20 protein-coding genes are annotated in these 18,608 nt (G+C 68.1%); 6 read left to right on the top strand and 14 right to left on the bottom strand.

The window, feature by feature from the left end:
* Positions 1 to 14 precede the first annotated feature (14 nt).
* The 8 genes from ACX40P_RS08805 to ACX40P_RS08770 form a co-directional block, all read right to left on the bottom strand.
* Complete coding sequence (locus ACX40P_RS08805; RefSeq protein WP_459125933.1) at positions 15 to 692, bottom strand: META domain-containing protein; 678 nt, start codon at positions 690 to 692, stop codon at positions 15 to 17.
* A gap of 57 nt (positions 693 to 749) precedes the next feature.
* On the bottom strand, positions 750 to 1,547 hold the full coding sequence (locus ACX40P_RS08800; RefSeq protein WP_459125932.1) for a TrmH family RNA methyltransferase: 798 nt from the start codon (positions 1,545 to 1,547) through the stop codon (positions 750 to 752).
* Positions 1,548 to 1,767: 220 nt separating this feature from the next.
* Positions 1,768 to 2,037, bottom strand: coding sequence for an HPr family phosphocarrier protein (locus ACX40P_RS08795; RefSeq protein ID WP_459125931.1), 270 nt, complete (start codon positions 2,035 to 2,037; stop codon positions 1,768 to 1,770).
* Positions 2,034 to 2,441 carry a PTS sugar transporter subunit IIA gene (locus tag ACX40P_RS08790; RefSeq protein WP_459126047.1) on the bottom strand — a complete coding sequence of 136 codons (408 nt, stop codon included), beginning with the start codon at positions 2,439 to 2,441 and terminating at the stop codon, positions 2,034 to 2,036. Before ACX40P_RS08790 ends, ACX40P_RS08795 begins: the two co-directional genes overlap by 4 nt.
* Positions 2,442 to 2,464: 23 nt before the next feature.
* Entirely contained in the window at positions 2,465 to 3,379 is a 915-nt protein-coding gene (gene rapZ, locus ACX40P_RS08785; RefSeq protein ID WP_459125930.1) for an RNase adapter RapZ, read from the bottom strand.
* On the bottom strand, positions 3,376 to 3,810 hold the full coding sequence (locus ACX40P_RS08780) for an HPr kinase/phosphorylase (protein WP_459125929.1): 435 nt from the start codon (positions 3,808 to 3,810) through the stop codon (positions 3,376 to 3,378). The genes rapZ and ACX40P_RS08780 overlap by 4 nt, the downstream gene beginning before the upstream one ends.
* A complete protein-coding gene (locus ACX40P_RS08775) occupies positions 3,807 to 5,363 on the bottom strand; it encodes a sensor histidine kinase (protein WP_459125928.1) in 1,557 nt (518 codons plus the stop codon). The genes ACX40P_RS08780 and ACX40P_RS08775 overlap by 4 nt, the downstream gene beginning before the upstream one ends.
* A gap of 172 nt (positions 5,364 to 5,535) precedes the next feature.
* Positions 5,536 to 6,243 (bottom strand): response regulator transcription factor, encoded by a 708-nt coding sequence (locus ACX40P_RS08770; protein ID WP_459125927.1) that lies wholly within the window; start codon positions 6,241 to 6,243, stop codon positions 5,536 to 5,538.
* A 173-nt stretch (positions 6,244 to 6,416) separates the two neighbouring features.
* Between ACX40P_RS08770 and ACX40P_RS08765 the strand changes: the two genes are divergently transcribed.
* On the top strand, positions 6,417 to 8,030 hold the full coding sequence (locus tag ACX40P_RS08765) for a phosphoenolpyruvate carboxykinase (RefSeq protein ID WP_459125926.1): 1,614 nt from the start codon (positions 6,417 to 6,419) through the stop codon (positions 8,028 to 8,030).
* Between the two features lie 42 nt (positions 8,031 to 8,072).
* On the opposite strand, the gene ACX40P_RS08760 is transcribed toward ACX40P_RS08765, so the two are convergent.
* The 3 genes from ACX40P_RS08760 to ACX40P_RS08750 form a co-directional block, all read right to left on the bottom strand.
* The gene (locus ACX40P_RS08760; RefSeq protein ID WP_459125925.1) at positions 8,073 to 8,483 is read right to left on the bottom strand and encodes a DUF3597 domain-containing protein; all 411 of its coding nucleotides are present in this window, start codon (positions 8,481 to 8,483) and stop codon (positions 8,073 to 8,075) included.
* Between the two features lie 72 nt (positions 8,484 to 8,555).
* Positions 8,556 to 9,008 (bottom strand): NfeD family protein, encoded by a 453-nt coding sequence (locus ACX40P_RS08755; RefSeq protein WP_459125924.1) that lies wholly within the window; start codon positions 9,006 to 9,008, stop codon positions 8,556 to 8,558.
* Positions 9,009 to 9,012: 4 nt separating this feature from the next.
* A complete protein-coding gene (locus ACX40P_RS08750; protein WP_459125923.1) occupies positions 9,013 to 10,005 on the bottom strand; it encodes an SPFH domain-containing protein in 993 nt (330 codons plus the stop codon).
* A gap of 66 nt (positions 10,006 to 10,071) precedes the next feature.
* Here ACX40P_RS08750 and ACX40P_RS08745 point away from each other — a divergent pair, with 66 nt between their 5' ends.
* The 5 genes from ACX40P_RS08745 to ACX40P_RS08725 all read left to right on the top strand — a co-directional run bounded on the left by ACX40P_RS08745 (position 10,072) and on the right by ACX40P_RS08725 (position 15,417).
* Positions 10,072 to 10,863 carry an HpcH/HpaI aldolase/citrate lyase family protein gene (locus ACX40P_RS08745; protein ID WP_459125922.1) on the top strand — a complete coding sequence of 264 codons (792 nt, stop codon included), beginning with the start codon at positions 10,072 to 10,074 and terminating at the stop codon, positions 10,861 to 10,863.
* A gap of 114 nt (positions 10,864 to 10,977) precedes the next feature.
* Entirely contained in the window at positions 10,978 to 12,435 is a 1,458-nt protein-coding gene (gene guaB, locus ACX40P_RS08740; RefSeq protein WP_459126046.1) for an IMP dehydrogenase, read from the top strand.
* Between the two features lie 308 nt (positions 12,436 to 12,743).
* Positions 12,744 to 13,331, top strand: a complete 588-nt coding sequence (locus ACX40P_RS08735; protein ID WP_459125921.1) for a PEPxxWA-CTERM sorting domain-containing protein — start codon at positions 12,744 to 12,746, stop codon at positions 13,329 to 13,331.
* A gap of 360 nt (positions 13,332 to 13,691) precedes the next feature.
* A complete protein-coding gene (locus ACX40P_RS08730) occupies positions 13,692 to 14,873 on the top strand; it encodes an RsmB/NOP family class I SAM-dependent RNA methyltransferase (protein WP_459125920.1) in 1,182 nt (393 codons plus the stop codon).
* Positions 14,874 to 14,907: 34 nt separating this feature from the next.
* Entirely contained in the window at positions 14,908 to 15,417 is a 510-nt protein-coding gene (locus ACX40P_RS08725) for a tetratricopeptide repeat protein (protein WP_459125919.1), read from the top strand.
* 4 nt (positions 15,418 to 15,421) lie between these two features.
* Here the strand turns inward: ACX40P_RS08725 and rsmA are convergent, their stop codons facing one another.
* From rsmA to ACX40P_RS08710, 3 genes are read right to left on the bottom strand one after another with little or no spacing between them, the layout of a single operon-like run.
* Positions 15,422 to 16,237 carry a 16S rRNA (adenine(1518)-N(6)/adenine(1519)-N(6))-dimethyltransferase RsmA gene (gene rsmA, locus ACX40P_RS08720; protein ID WP_459125918.1) on the bottom strand — a complete coding sequence of 272 codons (816 nt, stop codon included), beginning with the start codon at positions 16,235 to 16,237 and terminating at the stop codon, positions 15,422 to 15,424.
* Entirely contained in the window at positions 16,234 to 17,274 is a 1,041-nt protein-coding gene (gene pdxA / locus ACX40P_RS08715; protein ID WP_459125917.1) for a 4-hydroxythreonine-4-phosphate dehydrogenase PdxA, read from the bottom strand. Before pdxA ends, rsmA begins: the two co-directional genes overlap by 4 nt.
* A complete protein-coding gene (locus ACX40P_RS08710; RefSeq protein WP_459125916.1) occupies positions 17,252 to 18,589 on the bottom strand; it encodes a peptidylprolyl isomerase in 1,338 nt (445 codons plus the stop codon). Before ACX40P_RS08710 ends, pdxA begins: the two co-directional genes overlap by 23 nt.
* Positions 18,590 to 18,608 lie beyond the last annotated feature (19 nt).

Genomic DNA, 18,608 nt, shown 5'->3' with positions numbered 1-18,608 from the left:
GAGGGGGGCGGTGTTTACCGCACTGGCCGCAGCGTCAGGCTCCGCGCCCCATCCGACAACACGATCGCCTTCGGCCCCCGGCTCACCGACAGCGGCTTCGCCAGCAGCGCCAGCACCTTCGCTTCCACCGCACCGGCGGCGCCGGGACACGCCATCTTCGTCGCCATGATCGGCCCGGCGATCAGCGTGCCACGCGCCAGGCGATAGTTGCCGCCGAAGCCGTTGCAGATTCGCCCGCTGATCCGGTCCGCGCTGAACGCGATCGTCGCCTGCTGGTCGAGCCGCACCGGGCGTCCGTCGATCAGGTCGAGCGTCCAGCGCGTGTCGGCCAGCGGCGTGCCCTGCGCACCGATCAGTGTCCCGCCGCAGCCGTCGTAGACCCGTCGGCCGATCGTGACGCGCACCGTATCGGCGTAGCGCCGGTCGCTCATCCCGTCGCTGCACGCGCGATGCGTCACCTCCACGGTCATGCCGCGTGCGACATAGCGCTCGACGCCTCTGGCCGTGATCGGTCGCGGCTTGCGAACGGAGAGGGGGCGTCCTTCGATGCCGCGCCAGGTCATCCGCGTCTCGTCGATCGACAGCGACCAGAACGGCTCGGTGCCCAGCGCGCTGTACGGCGCCACCTCGGTCCGCGCGGTGGCGGGGGCGGTGGCGACCAGTGCGAGCAATGCGGTGACGACGATCTTCATGGCGATATCCTCTCGGCCAGCGTGATGCGCCGCGCCGCCTGAACCGTCGATGGCCGATCAGCGATGCCGGGCCAGCACCTCATAGGCCATGACCGCCGTCGCGACCGCGGCGTTCAGGCTGTCGGCCTTGCCCAGCATTGGGATCTTGACCAGCAGGTCGCACGCCGCCGCCATCTCGTCCGGCATGCCCTGCGCCTCGTTGCCCGTCAGCAGGAACGTCGGCGCGGCATAGTCCGCGGCGCGATAGTCGGTGTCGGTGTCCAGGCTCAGCCCGACCAGCTGCCCCGGCCCCTGCCGCAGCCAGTCGTGGAAGCCCGCCCAGTCCGACCGCGCGACCGGCACCGTAAACAACGCGCCCATGCTCGCCCGCACCGCCTCGACCGAGAAGGGGTCGACGCAGTCGTCCAGCAGGATCAGCCCGCCGGCACCGACCGCATCGGCGGTGCGCAGGATCGTCCCCAGATTGCCCGGATCACGCAGCCGCTCGGCGACCAGCCAGATCGACGCCGTCGTGCGATCGAGGCTGTCGAGCGGCGTCATGAATTCCCGGTAAACGCCGATGACGGCGCCCGGATTATCCTTGCCCGACAGTTTCGAGAGGATGTCGGCGGTGGTCTCGATCGCCTCCCCACCGTCCGCCTCGGTAGCCTCGACCAGTTCGCCGACCAACGGGCTGTCGCTGGCGCCGGGCACGTAAAACAGCGTATCGGGCAGCCACCCCGCCTCGCGCGCTTCGGTGAGGATGCGCAGCCCTTCAGCGAGGAAGCGCTCGGCGTCGCGGCGATGCTTCTTGTCGCGCAGACGTTGCGTCGCCTTGACGAGGGGGTTGGAGTAGGCGGTGATTTCGCGGGGCATGGCGTGTTGCGCCTATGCGTCAGCCAAGGGCTGACGCAAGGCAAAAGCAACACGCCCGGCCGGCGCGGCCCAAAGCCGCGACCGACGATTTGGGCTTTGCCCAAGTCCGCCTGTGACGCGTATCGCGCCGCGGCAAAGCCGCGTCGTCAGTCGGCGCGTTTGCGCCGTCGGCCGGAGTGACGCCCGAGTCGACGAATTGGCTACGCCAATTCGCCTGGCGTCACTCTTCCCCGAACTTCGCCTCTACAAGCTCACAAAGCGCCGACACCGCCGTCTCGGCATGCTCGCCCTCGGCGGAGATGACGATATGGTCGCCCATCGCCGCGCCCAGCATCATCAGGCCCATGATCGACGTGCCGGTGACGCTCGCGCCGTCCTTGCGGACCATCAGCTCGGTCGGCTGGGAGGAGGCGAGGGTGACGAACTTCGCGCTGGCCCGCGCGTGCAGCCCGCGGCGGTTCGAGATGAGGACGGTGCGCTCGATCGTCATGCCGCCGCCACGCCCAGCATTTCGGAGGCGACCGAGATATATTTGCGGCCGGCATCGCGCGCCGCGGACACGGCCTCGACCACGCCCATCGCGCGACGTGCGCCGCCCAGGCGGATCAGCATCGGCAGGTTGATCCCGGCGATCACCTCGACCCGGCCCGGCTTCATCAGCGAGATGGCGAGGTTGGAAGGCGTACCGCCGAAAAGGTCGGTCAGCACGATCACGCCGCTGCCGTCGTCGACGGTGCCGATCGCCGCGGCGATGTCGGCGCGGCGGCTCTCCATATCGTCCTCGGGACCGATGCAGATCGTCTCGATCCGCTCCTGCTTGCCGACGACATGCTCCATCGCGACCACGAATTCCTCCGCGAGCCGCCCGTGCGTCACCAGCACCAGGCCGATCATGCCGTCGTTCTTGCGCGCCGATGTCATCGTGGTCTGGACTGATCCTCAAGCGAGTCCTGCGGCGCCGTGCCCAGGTCGCGATGGGTCACCGTGGGCGAAAAGCCCGCCGCTTGCAACCGTGCGGCGATCCGCTCGGCGACATGGACGGACCGGTGTCTCCCTCCGGTACAGCCGACCGCGATGGTGACATAGGATTTCCCCTCCGCCCTGTAGCGCGGAAGCAACAGCAGCAGCAGTTCCTCGATCCGACCGACCGACTCGGCATAGGCGGGATCGGCGGCGACATAGGCGGCGACGTCGGCGTCGCGCCCGGTGCCGGGTCGCAGCGACGGCACCCAGTGCGGATTGCGCAGGTAGCGCATGTCGAAGACGAGGTCGGCGTTGCGCGGCAGGCCGCGGGCGAAGCCGAAGGACATCACCGACACCACCGGCTCGCCGAGGCCGGCGCCCGAAAAGGTATCGCGCACCTGATGCGCCAGCTCGTTCGCCGACAGCATCGTCGTGTCGATCACGCGGTTGGCCCAGTCGCGCAGCGGCGTCAGCACCTCGCGCTCGCGGGCGATGCCGTCGCTCGCCGGGCGGTCGAGCGCCAGCGGGTGGCGCCGTCGCGTCTCCGAATAGCGCCGGTCGAGCTCGGGCGACGAACAGTCGAGGAACAGCGTCCCGACGTCCGGACCGTCGTTGTCGCGCAATTTCTTGATCCGCGCGACGATCCGCGCCGCATCGAAACCGCGCGTCCCCGCGCCGATCCCGATCGCCAGCGGGCGGGAATCGTCGGCAACGCCGGTGGGCAGCGCCGTCGCCAGCAGCCGGTCGAGCAGCAGCAGCGGCAGGTTGTCGACCACCTCCCAGCCGATATCCTCCAGCGTGCGCAGAACGGTGGACTTGCCCGCCCCCGACATGCCGGTGACCAGCAGGATCGCCTTGGGTGCGGTCATGATGTCAACGTGCCGCATAGCGCCAGCTCGACCTTGATCGGTGCGGAGGGTTCCAGCGCGGGCAGGGCGATCGTGCGAACGTCGATCCCGGCGATCTGCCGCAGCGTATCGCCCTCCGGCATCCGCGGCGGCGTCTCGACGATGCTGACCATCAGCGCGACCGGCACGTCTACAACATGCGCCATTTCGATAATCCCGATGCCACGCACCTCCATCCGACCCGCCAGATTACCGGGCGGCGTCGCGATCAGCGCGCCGCCCCGCGCATCGAGCACCGTATAGTCGTCGCTCACCAGCCTCGCCCCCCGGTCGATCAGCCGCAGCGCCAGATCGGACTTGCCGGCCCCCGACCGCCCCTCGATCAGCACCGCGCGCCCGTCGATCGCGACGCAGCTGGCGTGGATCGTCTCGGAGGTCGGTTCCGGGGTCATTCGGCGCCCGCCATCGGCAGGCGGACAACGAAGCAGGCGCCGGTCGCGCGATCCTCATGCGTTTCGATCATGATCTGCCCCCCATGCCCCTCGACGATAGTGCGCGCAATCGCGAGGCCGAGGCCGGAGTGCCGCCCGAACGCCTCGCTCTCCGGCCGGACCGAATGGAAGCGGTGGAAGATCGTCTCGCGCTGCGCCTCCGGCACCCCTGGTCCCTCGTCGGCGACCGACACGACGACCATATCCTCCTCGTCGCGCGCCTCGATCGTGATGCGTCCATTCTCGGGCGAGAAGGACAGGGCATTGTCGACAAGATTCTCGAACACCCGCTCCAGCCGGCTGCCTTCGCCCGTCACGACCAACGGGGCGAGGTCGCGGTCGAACTCCAGCACGACGCCGCGCTCAATCCCGCGCGCCTGACGCTGGTCGAACAGGTGGGTCAGCAACTGGCCGACATCGATCTGCTCGAATTTCGCGCGCGACAGCTCCGCATCGAGTCGGGAGGCGTCGGAGATGTCGGTGATGAGCCGGTCAAGCCGCCGCACGTCATCCTGCACGATCGCCAGCAACTGGCCCTGCAACGCCGGATCGGTCACCCGCGCCAGCCCGTCGACCGCCGATCGGAGCGAGGCGAGCGGGTTCTTCAGTTCGTGCGTCACGTCCGCCGCGAACGCCTCGGTCGCATCGATCCGCGCCCTCAGCGCGCCGCTCATGTCCGACAGCGCGCGGGCCAGCAGGCCGATCTCGTCGCGCCGCTCTGGCAGGCGCGGCACGACGACGTTGCGCGCGCGCCCCAGCCGCACCCGCACCGCCGCGCGCGCCAGCCGCCGCAGTGGATTGACGATGGTGCGTGCAAGAAACAGCGACAGCAATGTCGAGAGAAGAAACGCGATCGCCAGCACGATCGTCAGCCGGAATCGCTCGATCCGCACCGTGTTGGTGATGTCGATCGCGTTGGCGGTGGTGAAGACGATCCCCTGTCCATAGGCGGCGGCTGCCGTCACCACCGGTGTCCGGTCCGGCGCCCGCCACAGGCTGGCATGCGCCACCGACGGGTCCAGCGCCGCGCGCACGTCCGGCCACGCCAGCCCGGCGTTGCCGTTGCGTTCTCGATACAGCGGCGGGCGCGCGGCGTTGACGATCGTGTCGATCGCGCCGTCGAGGAACCGCGCGACATCCTGATGCCACGGATCCTTGTCGGGATCCCGCAGCGTCGCGTTGCGCGATCCCATCGCCCGCGTATCGGCGATCAGCCGCCCCTGCCGGTCGTACAGCCGCAGCCGCGCCGACGTGTCCCGCGCATAGCGCAGCAGCAGCCCATCGCGCCGCTCGAGCGGCGCGGCGGCGAGCGCATCGGCGATCAGCCGCGCCTCCCGGCTCGCCTGCGCGATCCGCCCGTCGAGGATGCGGCTGCGAAAACTGTCGAGGTAGAAGAACCCGCCGGCCAGCAGCGCCAGCGCGATGATGTTCACGGCCAGGATGCGCGGCGTCAGCGATACGCGCGCCGACCAGCGCAGTGAAAGGTCGCGGGGGGAGGGGGCAGCGTCGGTCATGACCGTGTTTGCTTACCCAACCCCGTTTGCCCTGAGCTTGTAGAAGCCTGTCCTGAGCGCCTGCCGCAGGCAGGCAGTCGAAGGGGGCTGCCCTTCTTCGTGCCGAGGGAGAAACCGTCGAAAAAGAAAGGCAGTGCTTCGACAAGCTCAGCACGAACGGCGTCAGGGAACGTCACTCGTCCGAAAACCGATACCCCGCGCCATACAGCGTCTCGATCGCATCGAATTCGCCGTCCGCCTCGCGGAACTTGCGGCGCACGCGCTTGATGTGGCTGTCGATCGTGCGGTCGTCGACATAGATGTCGTCCTGATACGCCGCATCCATCAGCTGGTTGCGCGTCTTCACGATGCCGGGCCGCTGCGCCAGCGTCTCCAGGATCATGAATTCGGTGACGGTCAGCGTGATGACCTTGTCGTCCCACGTCACGCGGTGCCGCGCCGGGTCCATCGTTAGGCGTCCGCGTACGATCGGCTGCTGCGCCTCACCGCGCTCCTCCCCCGTGCCGGGCGCCAGCCCCTCGGTCCGGCGCAGGATGGCGCGGATGCGCGCGATGAGGAGCCGCTGGCTGAACGGCTTGGCGATATAATCGTCCGCGCCCATCGCCAGTCCCAGCGCCTCGTCCAGCTCGTCGTCCTTGGATGTCAGGAAGATCACCGGCGTCGCCGATTTCTCGCGCAGGCGGCGCAACAGCTCCAGCCCGTCCATCTGCGGCATCTTGATATCGAGCACGGCCAGATCGGGCGGATTGTCGACCAGCGCTTTCAGCGCGGTCTCCCCATCCGAATAGACGCGGGTCAGGAACCCCTCGGTCTGCAACGCGATCGAGACCGAGGTCAGAATGTTCCGGTCGTCATCGACGAGGGCGATGGTGGCGGTCATCGCCCGTGCCTAGTCGATTGTGCCGCCATTCTCAACTTGGGTGTCTCAACTCGGTGCGATATCTGACACCGGTAGCATGGTTGTGTCCACGATCTGGGACAGATAAGCGCCGGGAACAACAAGAACAAATGTGGCGCAGACCGGCCAACGGTCGCGCACGGAGGAGAACGACTTTGAGCGATCGCGTACCGAACGCCGGCCTTGAATCACAGGGCATCGAAACCCGCGCCGACATCCACTGGAACCTCGTCACCGCCCGGCTGGTCGATGCCGCCTTGCGTCGTAACGAAGGCAAGCTGAGCGCCGACGGGCCGCTGGTCGTCGAAACCGGTCCGCATACGGGCCGCAGCGCGCAGGACAAGTTCATCGTCCGCGATGCCGAGACCGAGGACAGCGTCTGGTGGGGCAAGACCAACAAGGGCATGCTCCCTGAGCATTTCGCCGCGCTGAAGGCCGATTTCCTGACCGCGCTGAACCGCAAGGAAGACCTGTTCGTGCAGGATCTGTTCGGCGGATCGCAGCCCGAACATCGCGTCAACGTGCGCGTCGTCAACGAACTCGCCTGGCACAATCTCTTCATCCGCACGATGCTGGTGCGGCCCGAGGAGCATCAACTGCGCGGCTTCGTGCCCGACTATACGATCATCGACCTGCCCAGCTTCCGCGCGAATCCGGCGCGCCACGGCACGCGCAGCGAGACGGTGATCGCCGTCAACCTGACCGAGAAGCTGATCCTGATCGGCGGCACGCGCTATGCGGGCGAGATGAAGAAGTCGGTGTTCGGCCTGCTCAACTATCTGTTGCCGCAGGACGGGGTCATGCCGATGCATTGTTCCGCCAACATGGGCGGCGACGGGCGGACGGCGGTGTTCTTCGGCCTGTCCGGCACCGGCAAGACGACGCTCAGCGCCGATCCCAAGCGCACGCTGATCGGCGACGACGAACATGGCTGGTCGGACACCGCGGTCTTCAATTTCGAGGGCGGCTGCTACGCCAAGATGATCCGCCTGTCCGAGGACGCCGAACCCGAGATTTTCGCGACGACCAAGCGCTTCGGCACGGTGCTTGAAAACGTCGTGATGGACCCGGTCACGCGCCAGCTCGACCTCGACGACGCAAGTCTCGCCGAGAACAGCCGCGGCGCCTATCCGATCGACTTCATCCCCAACTCGTCCGACGAGAACATGGGCGGGGTGCCGTCGAACATCATCTTCCTGACCGCCGACGCCTATGGCATCCTGCCGCCGATCGCGAAGCTGACGCCGGATCAGGCGATGTACCATTTCCTGTCGGGCTACACCGCGCGCGTTGCGGGGACGGAGATCGGCGTCAGCGAACCCGACGCGACCTTCTCCACCTGCTTCGGCGCGCCGTTCATGCCGCGTCATCCGAGCATCTACGGCAATCTGCTGAAGGAGCGCATCGCGCGCGGCGGGGTCGATTGCTGGCTGGTCAACACCGGCTGGACCGGCGGCAAATATGGCGTCGGCAACCGCATGCCGATCAAGGTAACGCGCGCGCTGCTCGACGCGGCGCTGGACGGCAGCCTGAAGGACGCCGAGTTCCGCACCGATCCCAACTTCGGCTTCGCGGTGCCGGTCGCGGTGCCTGGCGTCGATAGCACGATCCTCGACCCGCGCGGCACCTGGGCCGATACGAACGCCTATGACGCGACCGCCGCCGATCTGGTCCGCCAGTTCACGGAAAACTTCGCGCAGTTCGCCGATCATGTCGATGAGGGTGTCCGCCAGTCGGCCCCCGGAGCGACCCGCCCGATCGCGGCGTGAAACAGCGGCGGGTCTGGCGTGGCGCCGGACCCGCCCGTTTCATCAGTCGAGCATTGCGGCCGGCACCTTGCCGCCGTTCTTCGCCAGTTCCGCCATCACCCGCTTGTGCAGCCAGATGTTCATCTCGGCACTGCCGTCGAGCGCGCCGGTATAACCCAGCTCCTGCGCCAGTTCCTTGCGCTCGGACAGGCTCGATTCCATCCCCACCAGCTTCATCAGATCGACGATCGAACTACGCCAGTTGAGGTCGCGGCCCGACGATGCCTGTATGTCCGACAGCACCTGTTCGATGTCGACCGACTGCTGCGCCGTAGCGGCCGGTGCAGCTGGGGCGGGGGCAGCGGGCGCCGCGGTGGGTGTCGGCTGTGTAGGAGCCGCCGTCGGCGCCGGCGTTGGTGCGGCTGCCGGCTTGTGGCCGAAGATCGCGTCCTTGATTTTCGAGAAGATACCCATCGCCATACTCCAGCGCACACGGCGTGATGCCGTGCTTGCCGGGCGAACGATCGATGGGCGGCTAAGCTCCGGTCAGGGGAGGGCGGGTGCGATCGGTTCTACCCGCAGCGCGGAGCCTTCGGCACCGACCACCCGCACGCGCGCGCCCGCCGGTGCGTCCGCTCCGCGCGCCATCCATTCGCCGTCGCCCACGCGCACCCGGCCGACGCCGCCGTCGATGGCCTGCGTCACCGTCACGGTCTCGCCCAGCAGGCGTGCGACGCGGTCGTTGAGCAGCGGGTCTTCGCTTGCCACCGGGTGATCGCGATACCAGCGCCGCCCGATCCACACCGCGATCGCCGACCATGCCGCGAAGCTCAGCAGCTGCGCCGGCACCGGCAGTTCGGGGAACAGCAGCACGAAGCTGCCCGTCACTGCCGCCGCGACGGCCAGGAACACCAGGAACACGCCGGGCACGAACAGCTCGGCCAGCCCCAGCAAGACCGCCGCGACCAACCACCATCCGCCAAGCGAATCGAACCCCATCGCGCTATTCCGCCTTCGTCGCGGTCTGCGCCTGCTCGAACGGCCCCTTCACCCGCGGCACCTTGGGCGCGGCGGCGGGGCTGGCATTACCCCCCGACAACGCATCCTTCGCCAGCTCGCCGATCCCGCCCAGCGTCCCCATCAGCTGCGTCGCCTCGACCGGGAAGAGGATGGTCTTCGCATTCGGGCTGGTCGCGAACTTGCCGATCGCCTCGACGTACTTCTGCGCGATGAAGTAATTGATCGCCTGCGTGCTCCCGCCCTCGATCGCGTCGGAGACGGCGCGGGTCGCGCTCGCCTCGGCCTCAGCCGCCCGCTCGCGCGCCTCGGCGTCGCGGAAGGCGGATTCCTTGCGGCCCTCGGCCTCGAGAATACGCGCCTGCTTCTGCCCCTCGGCGCGCAGAATCTCCGACGCCCGCGTCCCCTCGGCGTCGAGGATGTTCGCCCGCTTCTCGCGCTCCGCCTTCATCTGGCGGCCCATCGCATTGACGATGTCGGCGGGCGGGCGGATGTCCTTGATCTCGACTCGGGTGATCTTCACCCCCCACGGCGTCGTCGCGTGGTCGACGACCGACAGCAGCCGCGCATTGATCTCGTCGCGCTTCGACAGCGTCTCGTCCAGGTCCATGCTGCCCATCACCGTGCGCAGGTTGGTCGTGGTCAGCTGTAGAAGCGCCACGTACAGGTCGCTGACCTCATAGGCCGCCTTCGGCGCGTCGAGCACCTGAAAGAACACGACGCCGTCGGTCGAGATCATCGCATTGTCCTTGGTGATGATCTCCTGACCCGGGATGTCGATCACCTGCTCCATCATGTTCACCTTGCGGCCGACACGGTAGAAGAAGGCGGGGTAGAAGTTGAAGCCGGGCGAGGCAGTGGTCGTATACCGGCCGAAATGCTCGATCGTGTACTGATAGCCCTGCCGCACGATCTTGATCGACACGAACAGGTAGAAGACGACGAGCGCCAGGATGAGCGCGGCGGCGATAAGTCCCATATGCATCCCCGTTGGCCGGCCGCTCCGGGTGGCGCCGACGCCCTGATCCTAGCATAAGCACGCGCCATGACCATCGCCCCGCGCTCGCTGCTCTTCCTGCCCGCCTCCAATCCCCGCGCGGTCGAAAAGGCGCAGGGCCTAGCCGCCGACATGATCCTGCTCGACCTGGAGGATGCGGTGAAGGACGGTGCCAAGGACGCCGCCCGCGCCGCCGCCGTGGAGGCGCGCTACGCCGTGCCGGTCGGCATTCGCATCAACGGCGCCGGCAGCGAGTGGTACGCCGCGGATTGTGCCGCGGTACGCGAGAGCGCCGCCGACTACGCCGTGGTACCGAAGGTCGAGAGCGCCGCCGAAGCGACCGCGGTCGCCACGACCACCGGCAAACCTCTCCTCGCCATGATCGAAACCCCCACCGGCGTCCTCGCCGCCGCCGCGATCGCCGCCGTGCCGGGCGTCGCCGGCCTGATCGCCGGCACCAACGACCTGCGCGCCACGCTGCGCCTGCCCGCCGACGCGCCGCGCGACGCCATGACGCTGGCACTCCAGACGATCGTCCTCGCCGCCCGCGCCGCCGACGTTTGGGCGTTCGATGGGGTCTACAACCACCTCGACGACGCCGAAGGCTTCGCCGCCGACGCGCGCGTTGGTCGCGATACCGGCTTCGACGGCAAGACGCTGATCCACCCGTCGCAGGTCGATCCCTGCAACCGCGCCTTCGGTCCGTCGGCGCAGGAGGTCGAAGACGCCCGCGCGCTGATCGCCGCCTTCACCGGCGGCGCGGAGCGCTTCCGCGACCGGATGATCGAAGGGATGCATGTGGAGCAGGCGAGGGCAGTGCTGGCGCGGGCGGAGGCGTGACGGGTTCGGATCGCGCGGCAGCGGGCTTCCTTCATTCACAGCTAGCCCCGAAAACGCGACCCGGTTACAGACCCTCGCCAACCCCACGATTCTACCAACGGCGCGGCACATATGATCGACATCCCCCTCGGCCTTACCTTCGACGACGTCCTGCTGATCCCGGCGGAGAGCGAGGTGCTGCCCTCGATGGCCGATACGCGGACGCAGGTGTCGCGGGGGATCAGCCTCAATATCCCGATCCTGTCCTCGGCGATGGATACCGTCACCGAAGAGGCGATGGCGATCATGATGGCGCAGCTCGGCGGCATCGGCGTGCTTCACCGCAACCTGACCGTCGAGGAGCAGGTCGCCGCCGTGAAGCTGGTCAAGCGCTTCGAGAGCGGTATGGTCGTCAACCCGATCACGATCCGCCCCGACGCGCCACTGTCCGAAGCGCGCGAACTGATGCAGCGCCACCGTATCAGCGGCATCCCCGTCACCGAGGCGTCGGGCAAGCTCGTCGGCATTCTCACCAACCGCGACGTGCGCTTCGCCGAAAACCCCGGCCAGCCCGTCGCCGAGCTGATGACGCACGACAATCTCGCCACCGTCAGCACCGGCGTGACGCAGGACGAGGCGCGCCGCCTGCTGCACCAGCGCCGTATCGAGAAGCTGCTGGTGGTGGATGAAAACTACGCCTGCGTCGGCCTCGTCACCGTCAAGGATATCGAGAAGGCAGTCACCTATCCCAACGCCACCAAGGACGCGACCGGGCGGCTGTGCGTCGCCGCCGCGACGACGGTCGGCGACAAGGGCTTCGAGCGTACCGCCGCGCTGATCGATGCCGAAGTCGATCTGGTCGTCATCGACACCGCCCACGGCCACAACAAGGACGTGGCGCGCGCGGTCGAGCGAGTGAAGGCGCTGAGCAACCGGGTGCAGGTCATCGCCGGCAACGTCGCCACGGGTGAAGCGACCAAGGCGCTGATCGGTGCCGGCGCGGACGGGGTGAAGGTCGGCATCGGCCCGGGCTCGATCTGCACCACCCGCGTCGTCGCCGGCGTCGGCGTGCCGCAGCTGACCGCGGTGATGAACGCCGCCGAGGAGGCGGCGAAGGCGGGCGTGCCGGTCATCGCCGACGGCGGCCTGCGCACCTCGGGCGATCTCGCCAAGGCGCTGGCGGCGGGCGCCTCGACCTGCATGGTCGGGTCGCTGCTCGCCGGTACCGAGGAAGCGCCGGGCGAAACCTTCCTGTATCAGGGGCGCGCGTACAAATCATATCGCGGCATGGGCAGTGTCGGCGCAATGGGCCGCGGCTCGGCCGACCGCTATTTCCAGGGCGATATCAAGGATCAGCTGAAGCTGGTGCCAGAAGGCATCGAAGGCCAGGTCGCGTTCAAGGGCAGCGCGCGCGAGGTCATCCACCAGCTGGTCGGCGGCATCAAGGCGGCGATGGGCTACACCGGTTCGGCGACGATCCCCGATTTGCAGCGTCGCGCGAACTTCGTTCGCATCACCGGCGCGGGACTGCGCGAAAGCCATGTCCACGACGTGACGATCACGCGCGAGGCACCGAATTACCCGACGCGGTAAGTCGGATCGACATTCAGCCAAACCGTTCGTCTCAAGTAGGGATCGAGCGAAGTCGAGAGACTGTACCGAGAGACGGTTCTGTCTGGCACGGACCTCTCGATACGTCGCCTCGACAAGCTCGACGACTACTCGAGACGAACGGATTTCAGGCGTTTCAAATGCCAACCCGTCTCGGACCTGAGATTATTTTTGTGCCGCAACGGGATACGAGCTATTTTTCAAGGTTAATGGCCGTTTACTGCACCGCGACCGATCGATAGGCAGCTTCTCACGCCATGCGCCACGCATGGTCGGGGGGTGATTCGAACATGACGATGATGAAGGGCCTGCTGGCCGCCACGATGCTCGCCGGCAGCATCGCCGCCGCCACGCCCGCTACCGCCGCGATCGTGACGTCGGTGCAGATCCGCTCGAACGACATCCTGCAGGTCGCCGAGCTTCAGCTATTCGCGAACGGCGTGAACGTCGCGCTGGGCAAGACCGCGACCGCGACCAGCGTCTATCAGAACGGCTCGGCCGTCGCATCGCGCGCCGTGGACGGCGACACCGAGGGTAGCTTCCCGAATATCTATCATGGCAACATGAGTTCGGGTGACGTCCTGACCGTCGATCTCGGCGGAGCGTTCGACGTGACGCGCATCTCGATCTTCGGTCGCGGTGGCGCCAACGACACCTGCTGCGGCTTCCGCGACAATTACACCTACACGCTGTTCAACGGCACGACGCAGGTCGGCAGCGGCAACCTCGACGCTCGCGCCACGCGCTTCGCCACGGCGTCGATCACCGCCGCCGTGCCGGAGCCGGCGACCTGGGCGATGATGATGCTCGGCTTCGGCGCGATGGCCTTCGCGCTGCGCCGCCGTGCGAAGGTCGCGGCGACCGTCCGCTTCGCCTGATCGCACGGGCAATGATGAAAGGCCGTCGGTCGTGCGACCGGCGGCCTTTTGCGTTTTCGGGGTCCGGCGGTGTCCTGCAGCGGCACCCCTGTGGTAGGATGGGGCATGGTCTTACCCTCTCAAGCCTGCCTCACCCGTGGTCGATACACCCTAGCAACGTTGAGCGTCCTCTGCTCCAGATGGCGCGCAACCGGCGGCCGGATGGGGCGATCGCGATACTCAACACTTAGGTTGAGCATCGTGACGCGAAAATTGGCTCGAACGACGCCGTAGTCATTGAAAAGACAGTGTAATGTGCGGGCCAAGCGTTTCGCGCACATTTGGAAAATCTCTCAACGTTCGCCGCTCGAAAGCCCTGATATGACCCCCGCCGCCCGCACCCAGTCCGCAATCGAATTGCTCGACGCCATCATCCTGTCCGCCCGTGACGGCGGGGCGGCGGCGGATACGATCATCGCCCGCTGGTTCGCCGCGCGGCGCTTCGCCGGCTCGAAGGACCGCCGGGCGATCCGCGCGCTGGTCTATGAGGCGATCCGCCTGCTCGGCGAGCGCCCCGTCGCCGGGCGCGCCGCAATGGTCGCTGTGGCGCGCGCGCGGCCTGACCTTGCCGAGACCTTCGACGGCAGCCAATACGGGCCCGCCGTCCTGACCGATGGCGAGCCCGCCGCGCTGTCGGGCATCGCGCCCGCATGGTTGCGCGACGCGCTGCAGCGCTCGGGGCTGGACATGCGCCAGATGCAGGCGCTGCTCGATCGCGCACCGCTCGACGTCCGCGTCAACACATTGCTCGGCACGCGCGACGACGCGCTGGCGTTGTTCGAGAGCGCCGAAGTGCTGCCCGATGCGCCCGCCGCGCTTCGCCTGCCGCCCGACACCGCGGTTGAGCGGTTGCCGGCGTTCGAGGGCGGGCTGGTCGAGGTGCAGGACTCCGGCAGCCAGCGGGTGACCGCCGCCGCCGGTGCCGCGCCCGGCATGACCGTGATCGACCTGTGCGCCGGCGCGGGCGGCAAGACGCTCGCGCTTGCCGCCCTGATGGGCAACGACGGGCGCATCGTCGCCACCGACACCGATCGCGCCCGACTCCAGCGCCTGCAACCGCGCGCCGACCGCGCCGGCGTGACGATCGTCGAGAGCCGCCTGCTCGATCCGGGCGAGGAAGCCGCCGCGCTCGACGACCTGAAGGAAGCCGCGGATATTGTCCTGATCGACGCGCCCTGCTCGGGCACCGGCACATGGCGGCGCAATCCGGAGGCACGCTGGCGGCTGACCTCGGCACGGCTGCGGGCGCTGGAGGCGACGCAGGCGCGCCTGCTCGACCTCGGCGCTTTGCTCACGAAGCCGGGCGGCGCGATCGGCTATATCGTCTGCTCGCTGCTCGACGTCGAAGGGGCGGGGCAGGTCGAGGCGTTCCTGAAGCGCCATCCCGTCTGGACCGCCGAACCGCTGGGTGGCGTCGGCACGGCTCGTGGCGGCGGCGCCCGGCTGACGCCGGCAACACACGGCACCGACGGCTTTTTTGTCGCGCGGCTGCGGCGCCCGTGATAGCGAAGGCGTGATGATCCGTGGAGAGTTGGTGATGCGTTATGTCTCGGTCGGGGCCGCGATCGGCCTGACCCTGCTCAGTCTGTCGACGTCGCTCAGCGGCCAGCGGCCCGACGACCAAATCGATCCGCGCAGCGTCGCGCTGCTCGAACGCGGCAAGGCGGCGCGCGCGGGGGGCAATCTGCCGGGCGCGAACGACCTGATCGAAACCGCGCTCGTCGTCGATCCGCGCAACCGCGCCGCCTTCACCACGCTCGCCGAAATCGCGCGGACGCAGAACCTGCCCGGCAAGGCGATCCGCTTCTACCGCGAGGCGCTGATCCTCGAACCTAACGACATCGTCGCGCTGAAGGGGCAGGGCGAGGCGATGGTCCAGAAGGGTGCCGTCGAGCGCGCCAAGGAGAACCTTGCCAAGATTCGCGCGCTGTGCGGGACGAAGGCGTGCGGCGACGGCGAACAGCTCGCCGCCGTGATCGCCAAGGGGCCGCCGGTCAAGGCCGCCGCGACCACGCCGGTTGTGCCGCCGTCGACGGCGAAGAACTAGAGCGTCACGAAAGCACGCGCGCGATCGACACGAACTCGGCGACGCTCATCGTCTCAGCCCGCCGCGAAGGATCGATCCCGAGCGTCTCCAGCGCCTCCAGCGCGCCGGGCACGCCCTTCAAGCTCTGCCGCAGCATCTTGCGCCGCTGCCCGAACGCCGCCGCGGTCACCGTCTCCAGCTTCGCCAATCGTACCTCCTCGGGCGCATCGGCCGGTTCGATATGGACCACCGCCGACATCACCTTGGGCGGCGGGGTGAAGGCTGAGCGGTGGACCGGCATCGCGATCCGCGCCGTCGTCCGCCACTGCGACAGGATTGCCAGCCGGCCATAGGCATCGTCGCCCGCACCGGCGATGATGCGGTCGGCGACCTCCTTCTGGAACATCAGCGTCAGGCTGCGCCACCACGGCCGCCACTCGGCGGACAGCCAGCCGATCAGCAGTGCGGTGCCGATGTTGTAGGGCAGGTTGGCGACGATATGCGGCCCGCCGTCGAACAGCGTGCGCGCATCAATCGCCATCGCATCGCCCTCGACGACACGCAGCCGCCCCGGATAAGCCTCGGCCAATTCAGCGAGCGCCGGGATGCAACGTCGGTCCCGCTCGATCGCCGTTACCAGCGCACCCGCCGCCAGCAGCGCACGGGTCAGCCCGCCCGGCCCGGGGCCGATCTCCAGCACCTCGACATCGGTCAGGTCGCCCGGCACCGCGGCGATGCGCCCCAGCAACTGCCCGTCGAACAGGAAATTCTGGCCCAGCGCCTTCGACGCCGACAGCCCGTGCCGGGCGACGACGTCGCGCAAGGGGGGCAGGGCCGTCACGCGGCCGCGGCGCGGCGGGCGGCGGCTTCGGTGGCCAGCTTGATGGCGTGGATCATCGCGCCGGGCTCGGCCCGATTCTGTCCGACGATGCCGAACGCGGTGCCGTGATCGGGCGAGGTCCGTACGATCGGCAGGCCCAGCGTCATGTTGACGCCCTCGTCGAAATGCAGCGCCTTCAGCGGGATCAGCGCCTGATCGTGATACAGGCAAATCGCCGCGTCGTAGCCCGCTCGGGCGCGGGCGTGGAACATCGTGTCGGCCGCGAATGGCCCGACCGCATCGATCCCCTCGGCTACCAGGATTTCGATCGCTGGCGTGATGAGCTCGATCTCCTCGCGCCCGATGTCGCCGCTCTCGCCGGCATGCGGGTTTAATCCGGCGAAGGCGAGCCGCGGCCGCTCTATCCCGAAATCGCGCACCAGCCCGCGCGCGGTCGCCCGCGCCTTGGCGAGGATCAGCTCGACCGAGAGCGCGGCAGGCACGTCGGCCAGAGGGATGTGCGTCGTCACCGGCACGACCCGCAGCGTCGGCCCGGCCAGCATCATCACCGCATTCTCGCGCGCAATGCCGCAGCGTTCGGCGACGAACTCGGTCTGGCCGGGATGGGTGAAGCCGATGCGGTACAGCTCGGTCTTGGATACCGGCCCTGTCACCAGCGCAGACGCCGTTCCCGACCGCGCGATGCCGACCGCCAGCTCCAGCGACTGGATCGCGCAGCGCGCGCCATCGACATCTGGCGCTCCGGGGACGATCTCTCCGGCATCGGCGACGTCGATGACGGGCAGGGCGTCTGCGAACACCGACGCGGCATACTTGGGCGTTGCGATCCGCGCGACCGGTCCGTCCCAAACGGCAGCAATTGCGCGAATGTCACCGACCGCGACGAAGGGCGTGAGGCCGAACGTCTCGCGCGCGACCCAAGCCTTGGCGATCGTCTCCGGCCCGATGCCGGCGGGATCGCCCATCGACACGACGAGCGGCAGCAGCCCGGTCACCGTACCGCCCCCGTCCGCATCACCGATACTCGATGATCGCATCGCGGCGGATGTCGCGCAGCATGCGCTGAGCACGCAGGTTGACGCGCTGTTCCTCCAGCTGCTGCTGCACGGCTTCCGACGACGGCAAGCTGGCCGTGCGCACGTCGTCGCGCCCACACAGCACGAACACGCGCACTTCCTCTGGCGTGCCGAACGGCTGAGTCGCCTGTCCGATCTGCAGCTTCATCATGATTTCCTGCAGCTGCGGCGGCAGCTGGCGGATCGTGACCGAATCATTGTCGGCGACGTCGGCGCCGATCTCGGCCGCCACCTTGGCGACGCTACCGCAACCGTTGATCGCCTGCGTCGTCTTGGCGAGTGCCGCCACGCGCACGCCCGCCTGCGCCTCGGTCGTGCCTTTGGGGAACTGCACGGTCAGCTGACGGAGGCTCAACTTCGCGTCTCGGGGATCCGCGGTCAGCACCTGCCGCTTGTCGACGAGGTACAGAATCGAGAAGCCGCCCGGCACCTCGATCGGCCCGGCGATCTGGCCCACGCCCATGCCCTGCGACGCTTGCTGCAATTCAGGCGGCAGCGTGGCGAGGCGGATCCAGCCGAGATCGCCGCCCACCGACTTGGTCGACGCTTCGGAGAAGTTGCGCGCGAAATATTCGAATGGCTGGCCGCCGCGCATCTGCTCGATCATCTTGCGCATGTTGGCGACGACTTCCGGCGCGCGGTCGGGCGTCGCGGACAGGTAGATTTCCTGAAGGTGGAATTCGTCGGTGCCCTGCGCGGCCTTCAGCCGGTCGATGATGTTCTTCACCTCCTCGTCGCCGACATTGACGAACGGCGTGACCTTGCGGCGCAGCAGGCGGTTCCACGCCAGTTCGCCCTCGATCTGCCGACGCAGCGAGCGATCCGACGACCCTGCCGTGCGCAGGAAGGCGCGCATTTCTTCGGGCGTCCGGTTGAAGCGCTTGGCGATGCCGTTGAAGCTCTGGTCGATCTCGCCCGTCGTCACGGTGATGTCGTTGGCGCGTGCCTCCTGCACCTGCAACGTCTCGTCGATCAGCTGGCGCAGCATCTGCAGCCGCGCCTGATCGCGCTCGGCGGCAGGCAGCTCCTTGATGTTGTTCAGCGCCAGCGTCATCGCCAGGCGGTGATCGACGTCGGTGCCGGTGATGACGGTATCGTTCACGATCGCGGTCGGCTTGCGGATGTTGGGATCCTGCTTGCCGAACACCTGCAGGTTCTGCGGCAGGTTCAGGCCGCTGGCGTCGGGCACCTGCGGCGCATCCTGTGCCGCCAGCGTACCGGCCGCCAGAATGATCGCGATGGCCGCACCGGCCGACTTCGTCGCAAAACTCTTCACGTTTCGTGCAATCCCATCC

This window comes from Sphingomonas sp. RS2018, assembly GCF_054489605.1.
This window is presented reverse-complemented; position numbering and strand designations above follow the sequence as displayed.